Raw genomic sequence first — 1,176 nt, 5'->3', positions numbered from 1 at the left:
GTGCGCTTGGCAACGTAGATTTTCGTCACTGGATCGCTGGCCATGCGTACCAAAGCGATTTGATACAAGGCAGAGTTCGCTGCCCTGTCGCCGCCACGGTTGAGGCGAAACCTGTTCGTTTGTCCAGAGGAGGCCGGCAACGGCGATACCCCGCAGAGAGCCGCAAAAGCAGCCTCGCTGTGCAACCGCTCAGGATTGTCGCCGGCTGTAATGAGCAGCTGGCTGGCAATGATTGTGGAAACTCCCCTTACGGCGGTCAGGGCCGTGTTTACCTGCTCTACGAGAGCCTGAAGTTCACCCTCGAAGATAGTAATTTCCTCATCTAGGTAGATATACCTTTTCGCCAATCGTTTCAGCGTTGAACGCGTTGCCGTTTCCACACAGTCAGCCCTTACATGAGTATGGGAAGCGGCAAGTTGGCCAACGAGCTTCTTGGTGGAAAGGCTCTGGTACTGGGCACGAACCTTCTCTGGAGCCGTGACGAGAAGACTCTTGATCTGGGTAATAACCTCAGCGTGCGCCTTCAATGCTGATCTGCGCCCAGCATGGATGACCCGGATGGCTTCTACCGTGCCGATACTGGTTTTCGGAGTGACGACGTCTTGATGGGTCAAGGCAGTGTGCGCTGCAGTGTAGGCGTCAATGGCATCGGATTTACCCTTCATACGGCGCACCACTTTGGCCGGGCGGATCACTTCCACGACTTCAATATTTCGGGCTTGAAGATGACGGGTCAATCCTGCCCCGTAGGAGTTGGTCCCCTCGATTCCTACCCGCAGGAGTTCTCCTTGGCAGGTGATAAATGCTGTCAGTGCCTGATATCCCGCTTTCGTTGCCGGGAACTGCACCGCGCTGAGGTGCTCGCCGTGCAAACTGATCACTGCCGCGTAATGGGTGTCTTTATGTGTATCTACACCCGCGATAATCTGAGCCATGGCCTGTTTCCCATCCTTCCAATCTGCCTACAATTGAAAGGTGGCGATCAGGCTGGCAGACAAGACGTTGACGAGATCACTGGCCGTGCTCAAGCTCCTATAAGGTCATGCCCGCTTGACCGCCACCTAATAAAAGGCGTCCGCCGAGCAGACAGATCAGATTCAAGACAAACCCCGCCTGGAGCCGTCAGTCTCACATAGGGTCATGCCCGGCAGAACACCTAATACCAGTATCAACGTC

1 protein-coding gene is annotated in these 1,176 nt (G+C 55.2%); it reads right to left on the bottom strand.

Going from position 1 to position 1,176, the window contains the following annotated elements; all coding sequences use genetic code 11:
• A partial coding sequence (locus tag CVS29_RS18125; protein WP_110107990.1) for an IS110 family RNA-guided transposase occupies nt 1-935 on the bottom strand: 935 nt, incomplete at its 3' end.
• Nucleotides 936-1,176: the final 241 nt, after the last annotated feature.

It is taken from the genome of Arthrobacter psychrochitiniphilus (genome assembly GCF_003185915.1).
GTDB lineage: Bacteria > Actinomycetota > Actinomycetes > Actinomycetales > Micrococcaceae > Specibacter > Specibacter psychrochitiniphilus.
This window is presented reverse-complemented; position numbering and strand designations above follow the sequence as displayed.